This window comes from Zetaproteobacteria bacterium, assembly GCA_003696765.1.
Classification (GTDB): Bacteria; Pseudomonadota; Zetaproteobacteria; order Mariprofundales; family J009; genus RFFX01.
On sequence record RFFX01000046.1, the window covers coordinates 1 to 6,789 of the forward strand.

General features: G+C 69.1%; 7 protein-coding genes. 1 reads left to right on the forward strand and 6 read right to left on the reverse strand.

The window, feature by feature from the left end; all coding sequences use genetic code 11:
• Together D6682_04650 and D6682_04655 are read right to left on the reverse strand one after the other, a co-directional pair.
• On the reverse strand, positions 1–272 hold a 272-nt coding region (locus D6682_04650; protein RMH51362.1), incomplete at its 3' end, for a hypothetical protein.
• The gene (locus tag D6682_04655; GenBank protein ID RMH51363.1) at positions 269–1,543 is read right to left on the reverse strand and encodes an ABC transporter substrate-binding protein; all 1,275 of its coding nucleotides are present in this window, start codon (positions 1,541–1,543) and stop codon (positions 269–271) included. The genes D6682_04650 and D6682_04655, both read right to left, overlap by 4 nt.
• A 291-nt stretch (positions 1,544–1,834) precedes the next feature.
• Between D6682_04655 and D6682_04660 the strand changes: the two genes are divergently transcribed.
• Positions 1,835–2,791, forward strand: coding sequence for a hypothetical protein (locus D6682_04660; protein ID RMH51368.1), 957 nt, complete (start codon positions 1,835–1,837; stop codon positions 2,789–2,791).
• 118 nt (positions 2,792–2,909) lie between these two features.
• On the opposite strand, the gene D6682_04665 is transcribed toward D6682_04660, so the two are convergent.
• The 4 genes from D6682_04665 to rfbC form a co-directional block, all read right to left on the reverse strand.
• Positions 2,910–3,842, reverse strand: coding sequence for a glycosyltransferase (locus D6682_04665; protein ID RMH51364.1), 933 nt, complete (start codon positions 3,840–3,842; stop codon positions 2,910–2,912).
• A gap of 274 nt (positions 3,843–4,116) precedes the next feature.
• The gene (locus D6682_04670; protein ID RMH51365.1) at positions 4,117–5,103 is read right to left on the reverse strand and encodes a class I SAM-dependent methyltransferase; all 987 of its coding nucleotides are present in this window, start codon (positions 5,101–5,103) and stop codon (positions 4,117–4,119) included.
• Positions 5,091–5,966, reverse strand: coding sequence for a dTDP-4-dehydrorhamnose reductase (gene rfbD / locus D6682_04675; GenBank protein ID RMH51366.1), 876 nt, complete (start codon positions 5,964–5,966; stop codon positions 5,091–5,093). The genes D6682_04670 and rfbD overlap by 13 nt, the downstream gene beginning before the upstream one ends.
• A 6-nt stretch (positions 5,967–5,972) precedes the next feature.
• Positions 5,973–6,521 (reverse strand): dTDP-4-dehydrorhamnose 3,5-epimerase, encoded by a 549-nt coding sequence (rfbC, locus tag D6682_04680; protein RMH51367.1) that lies wholly within the window; start codon positions 6,519–6,521, stop codon positions 5,973–5,975.
• Positions 6,522–6,789: the final 268 nt, after the last annotated feature.

Sequence of the window (6,789 nt, forward strand, 5' to 3'; positions counted from 1 at the left end):
CGGTAGGCCCGGGCCAGCGCCGGCAGCGCCTCGGCCACCAGCGGAACGGCGGCGAGGTTCTCCACCCGGGCCAGGTGGTCGTCGATGTAGCGGTTGATCATGCCCGCCTTCTCCTCGGCCAGCGTCTCCAGCGCCAGCAGTGTCTGCTGCCGGGTCAGCTCGTGCACCGTGTGCATCACCACTACGCCGACGATCAGCACCGTCGGCACCGCGATGACGGTGACCAAGAGCATGAACTCGCCGAACAGCGTGCGCCGCGCCTGTGTGGTCACCGCCTGCCCATTTCTCCTTCAGCGGCCGGCGGCGCCGACCAGCGCCCGCCCCAGGCGCGCTGGAGCGCGGCGAGCAGCGAATCGGCTGCACTGCGCGGGGCCAGCGCCGGCCAGGGGTCGGGCCGCACCGCATTGCTGCTCGACCAGAGGATCTCGAAGCGGTGGGCGCTGGTCAGGCGGCCGATGCGCACCCGCCGCCAGGCGTGGCCGGTGGCGTGGTCGATGGCCACCACCCCCTCCGGCGCCATCATGCTCTGATGACGGACGCTCTCACGCACGATCTGCGGATCGATGCTGCGCGCCGCGGCGACCGCCTGCGCCCACAAATGGACGCCGACCCAGGCCGCCTCCATCGGATCGCTGACCCGGCGCCCGGCGCCGTAGCGGGCGCGGAAGGCGGCCACAAAAGTGCGGTTGGCCGGCGAATCGATGCTCTCGAAGTAGTTCCACGCCGCGTAGTGGCCGACGGCGTCCTCCCCGTCGGGCAGGGAGGCGAGCGTCGCCTCGCCGACGCTGAAGGAGAGCACCGGGGTGCGCGTTGCAGTGATGCCCGCCTGGTGCAGGGCGTGGAAGAAGGCGGCGTTGGAGTCGCCGTTGATGGTGTTGACCACCACCGATGGTGCAAGCCGCTGGATCTCGGCCACCGCCTGGGCCACATCGCGGCTGCCCAGCGGCAGGTAGCGCTCGCCGACCACCTCGGCACCGAGCGCCAGCGCCTGACGGTGGATCAGCCAGCCGGCCACGCGCGGGAAGACATAGTCGGAGCCGATCAGGTAGAGCCGCGGGCCGAAGCGGTCGATCGCCCAGCTCACCGCCGGGATGATCTGCTGGTTGGGGGCGGCGCCGAGGTAGATGATGTCGGGCGAGGCCTCCAGCCCCTCGTACTGCACCGGGTAGAAGAGCAGCGCGTGGTGGCGCTCGACCACCGGCTTGACCTGCTTGCGGCTGGCCGAGGTCCAGCAGCCGAAGATGGCCGCGACATGCTCCTCGCTGATCAGCCGCTCCGCCTCGCGGGCGAAGGTGGGGCCGTCCGATCCGCCGTCGGCCACCACCGCCTCGACCTTGCGGCCGAGCAGGCCGCCGTGGGCGTTGATCTCGTCGATGGCCAGCAGGGTGGCGTCGACCACCGGCTTCTCGCTGACCGCCATGGTGCCGGTGAGCGAATGGAGCACGCCGACCCGGATCGGCGGCTGCTCCGCCTCCGGCCAGAGCGCGTAGGCGAGCAACAGCGCCGCTGCCGCCATCGGGGTCCAGATGATCCAACGCTGCATCGTGACAAAACACTAGCGTTGCCCCTATGGTGCGGCAATCTATTTGCATCGCAACACGCCCGTCCGTGGGCGTGTTGCTTGACGGGGGGCGAAGAGCGCGGTCTCCGCCCCCCTTGCAAAACCGTCGCTTGCATAGCGCAAGCTCCGGTTTTGCGCGGCCGTCCTGGCCGCGGCTTGCCGGCTTCATGTGCGGCTTGCCGGCTTCATGTGGGGCCGGCAAGCGATTCGCATCGCAACACGCTCGTCCGTGGGCGTGTTGCCCGGATGGGGGAGGCGATGACGGGAGGCAACATGGAGACCACCGACTACGACCTGTTCAACGGCGATGCCGACGGCATCTGCGCGCTGCATCAACTGCGCCTGGCCCGGCCGCGCGCGGCAATGCTGATCACCGGCGTCAAGCGGGAGATCGGGCTGCTCGCCCGCCTGCCGCGGGGGGCCGGTGCCCGCATCACCGTGCTCGATGTCTCGCTGGAGAAGAACCGCGCCGATCTGCTGCGGCTGCTCGACGATGGGGCGACGATCGACTACTTCGACCACCACCACGCCGGCGCCATCCCCGACCATCCGCGGCTGAACGCACGCATCGACACCGATGCCGCGCGCTGCACCAGCCTGATCGTCGACGAGGAGCTGGGCGGCGCCCATCGGCTGTGGGCGGCGGTCGGCGCCGTCGGCGACAACCTGATCGAGCCGGCCCGCCGGTGCCTGGGTGATCTGCCCGAGGAGGAGTGCGCGCGGCTGCAGCAACTCGGCACGTTGCTCAACTACAACGGCTACGGCGTCACCCTCGACGACCTCCACTTCCACCCCGCCGAGCTCTACCGCGCCATCCACCCCTTCGCCGATCCGCGCGCCTTCATCGCCGAGCACCCCGCCTACGCCACGCTGGAGGCGGGCTACCGCGACGACATGGCGCGGATCGAGGCGGTCGAGATGGAGCAGGTCGGGCCGCGTGCCTGTCTGCTGCGGCTGCCCGACGCCGGCTGGAGCCGCCGCGCCTCAGGAGTCTACGGCAACCTGCTCGCCCGGCGCCACCCCGAGCGGGCCCACGCGCTGGCCACCCGCCTGCCGCAGGGGGGCTGGCGCATCAGCGTGCGCGCGCCGCTGAGCGACCGGCAGGGGGCCGAGCGGCTCTGCATGGCCTTTCCCACCGGCGGCGGCCGGGCGGCGGCGGCGGGCATCAACGCGCTGCCGGACGGGGAGCTGGAGCGCTTCATCGCCGCCTTCCGCGACCACTGGCGCTAGCGCCGCGGAGCGCGCCGATCCCTTCGTGGTTGGCGCTCTCCTCGGGGTGACCGCCCGCCCGGGTACGGCGAAGCAGCGGGCGATCGCGGCGTAGCCGTACCCGCAGCCGGCGATGCGCTCATGGGGCACCGCCTTTCGTGGCCACATCCTCCCGTACGACCCTGCGTCCGATGCGGAACCGTTTGATGAAGCGGCGGAACTCCACATACCACCCCCATTCCTCGAGCAGTTGCGGCCCATAGAGCGCCTGTTCCTGCGGCGACCACTTCTCCTCGACGCGCCGATGGCGGTGGCGGCAGGCCCTGGGCTCGGGATCGGCGCGAAAGGTGACGCGCGAGAAGTGGTGGTGCAGCGCCCACGGCACGATGAAGGGGGGGCGGATGTCCCCCCTCTCCACCGCCCGCCGAGTCACCCGGGCGAAAAGATCGAAGTCGGCCGCCTCCATCTCGACGTCCCACCAGCCATCCAGCTTCTCCCACATCCGCCGGGTGGTGACCACCGCCGAGCCGCAGATGCCCATATGGACCCGGGGATACCACCGCCGTCGCTCCTCTTCGGCCCAGGCGAAGAACCCTCCATCCTTGTAGAGCGCATCCATCATCCGCTCGGCGGAGGCGGCGTCGTGACGGAGGTAGCGCCGCCCCTTGCGCAGCCACTTCCATCGCTGGTTGAAGGCGCGGCGACGGTAGGGATCCTCGACCGACTCCCAACTCCCCAGTGAGGCGACCTCCAGCCCGTGGATGCGCATCGCATCGCATACGTGGCGATCCCAGTCGGGGGCGAGGACGATGTCGTTGTTGAGAAAGGCGAGGTACTCCCCGCCCGCCCGCTCCATGCCCATGTTCTGCGATTCGGGGTAGCAGTGGTTCTCCTCGTTGCGGACGATCTGCGCGCCGTGTTGCGCGAAGAGCTCGGTGGAGCCGTCCGTGGAGTGGTTGTCGACCACGATCAGCTCGTAGGGGTGGTGGGTGTGGCGCTCCAGGTATTTGAGAAAGAGCCGGTTGAACTCGATCTGGTTGTGTACCGCGGTGATGATGCTGATCATGGTCATCTTCTGTGGTTCGGCGACGGCTCCTCTCCATGGAGGTCGCTCGAGGGCATAGGTCCGATGGTCCCCCGCATCCGTGATCGAATCGCAATGAGTCCGTCCGTGGACTTCTTGCTCGACGGGGATCGAAGAGCGCGCGCCTCGACCCCCTTACAAATCCATCGCTTGCATGCGCAGGCTCTTGCTTTGTGCGGTACGCCAACGCCGCGATGATGGATGCTTGCGAAGCCATCATCCGTGCGTGCGCCCCTCCGAGGCCGCAATGCCGGCTGCCCCGTCAGTGGAGCTCCTTGCGCAGCGTCAGGGTCATGGCGCTCCCCCCTCCACACCGGTCGGCCAGCCATTTCCACGGCGCGAAGAGCTTGCGATAGATCGTACGCACGGGGCGATGGTCGAATGCCCCGAGAAGCCGGGGGTGGCGCTCCCCGAGCCAGTAGCGGGTACTTTCGACCACGTCAACCTCCTTGTGCGACCAGATGCGCAGCTCCTCGATCGAGAAGCCGCACCGCTGCGCCAGCAGCCGGATCGATGCGGGCGTGTAGAACAGGAGGTGGCGCGGCACCTCAAGCGGGAACCAGTAGCGTCGGAAGAGATGGAAGCTCCACGACGCGATGTTGGGCACTGTGATCTCCACCCGTCCCTCGTCGTGGAGGAGCCGTCGCACGGCGCCGAGCGCCTGCACCGGGTCGGCGATATGTTCGAGCACGTCGCTCAACCGGATCCAGGCATAGCGCTCCGGCGGAAGCTCGACCGTCTCCAGCGTTCCTTCGTGGATCTCGAGGCCGACGCTTCGTCCGGCCGCCACCGCCCGCGCGTCGGGCTCCAACCCCTCGGTCCGCCAGCCGAGCTCCCGCATCAGCAACAGGTATGCTCCGCTGCCGCATCCGACATCGAGCAGCCGTCCTCCGGCGACGAAGGGGGGAGCGGCGATGCCCGGCGGGAGGAGCCGCACACTCAGACGCGCCCACCACGGAGCATCGGGCACGGGATAGCCCCGCCGCCGCAACAGGGCGTGGAGCCGCGCCCGTCGATGCGGCGGTTGAAGTCGGAGTGCGGGTGGGGCGTAGGCGTAGTAGTCGTCGGGATAGGCCGCAGCCAGTGTTGCGGCGTCCGGTCGTGGATCGAGGAATCCCACCGAGCAGCGGCGGCAGCGGACGATCCGCCACTCCCTTGCCCCGCCGCACGCAAAATCGCGTGTGCGCACGAGCAATCGTCGCTCGTGGCCGTCGCAGACCGGGCAGCGGTGGACGTTCACCGTACCCATGAGGAGAGATCCATCGCCGCGACGATCTCCGCCAGCCCGGCGCGCCAGGGAGGGATCACGTCGTCGATGGTTCGGCGGAACTTGCTGCAGTCGAGCACCGACCAGGAGGGGCGGCGGGCGGGGGTGGGATATTCCGCCGAAGAGATCGGCTGCAGCCGGGCGAGCGGGGGGGCACCCTGCGCGCGAGCGGCCTCGAACAGGGCGCAGGCCAGGCCGAACCAGCTGGTCGGCTCCGGTTGGCAGAAGTGGTAGGTGCCCCAATCCGCCCCTCGTCGGTCGATCATGCGCAGCAGTGCCCGGGCCAGCGCCTCCGTCGTTGTGGGGGCACCCGTCTGGTCGTCCACCACCGACAGATGCTCGCGCTCCATCCCCAGCCGCAGGATGGTGGTGGCGAAGTTGCGTCCATAGCCCGAGATGAGCCAACTGGTGCGCACGATGTAGTGGCGCTCCAGAATGGCGCGCACCGCCTCCTCCCCGGCCAGCTTGCTGGCGCCGTAGGTGTTGAGCGGTGCGGGCGGGTCCTCCTCCCGCCAGGGGCGGTCGGCCGAGCCGTCGAAGACGTAGTCGGTGGAGATGTGGATCAGCACGGCGCCGTGATCGGCACAGGCGGCGGCCAGGTTGGCCGCTCCATCGCGGTTGACCGCGAAGGCACGCTCCGCCTCGGCCTCCGCCCGGTCGACGTCGGTCCAGGCGGCGGCGTTGATCACCACATCCGGGGTGAACGCGGCCATGGCCCGATCCACCGCCGCCCGGTCGGTGATATCGAGCGCATCCCGCCCCAGCGCTTGCAGCTGGTGGGCTGCCCCCTGCCGGACGAGCGCCCGTCCCAGTTGGCCGCCGGCACCGGTGATCAGCAGCCGCATGCCGCCCTACGGCTCCAGGTCGAGCTGTCGCAGCGTCGGCAGGGCCCGATCCTTGTCCGACAGCACCGGATCGTCGATCGGCCAGTCGATGGCCAGGGTCGGGTCGTTCCACACCACCCCCGCATCCAGCTCCGGATGGTAGAACTCCGTGCATTTGTACTGGAAATCGGCATGGGCCGAGAGTACGCAGAAACCGTGGGCGTAACCCGGAGGGATCCAGAGCTGGCGGTGGTTTTCTTCCGACAGCTCCACTCCGATCCACCGGCCGAAGGTGGGGGAGCGGCGATCGATATCGGCCACGACGTCGTAGACCCTCCCCACACCGGCCAAGACCAGCTTTCCTTGCGGTCTGACGCGCTGGAAATGGAGACCGCGCAACACCCCCCGTTCCGAACGGGAGTAGTTGTCCTGGACGAACCGGCGCCCCGCGCCGGGTATGCCTGCCTCGCGGTAACGCCGCTCATGGAATACTTCGAGGAAGCAGCCGCGTCGGTCGCTGAAGACCCGCGGTTCGATGATCAGCACCCCGGGCAGCTCCGTTTCGATGATGTTCATGCGGGATCGGATCGCATCACCTCCGTTCAAGGACGTGTGGTTTCGGAGTCGCAGAGCGCGGCCTTCGACCTCCTTACGAGGCCGTCGCCCGCATGCGCAGGCTCCGGTGTTGCACGGCCCTCCATGGCCGTGGATGGCGGCTTCTTGCGAAGCAGAATCAGGAGCAGCGCTCCCATTCGAAGCGCGTGATGTTGCGCTCGGAGCTGCGGAAGGAGATGCCGATGAGCCGGCAGGGGCAGCCGGCGTACTTCTGATGGTATCCGCGCGC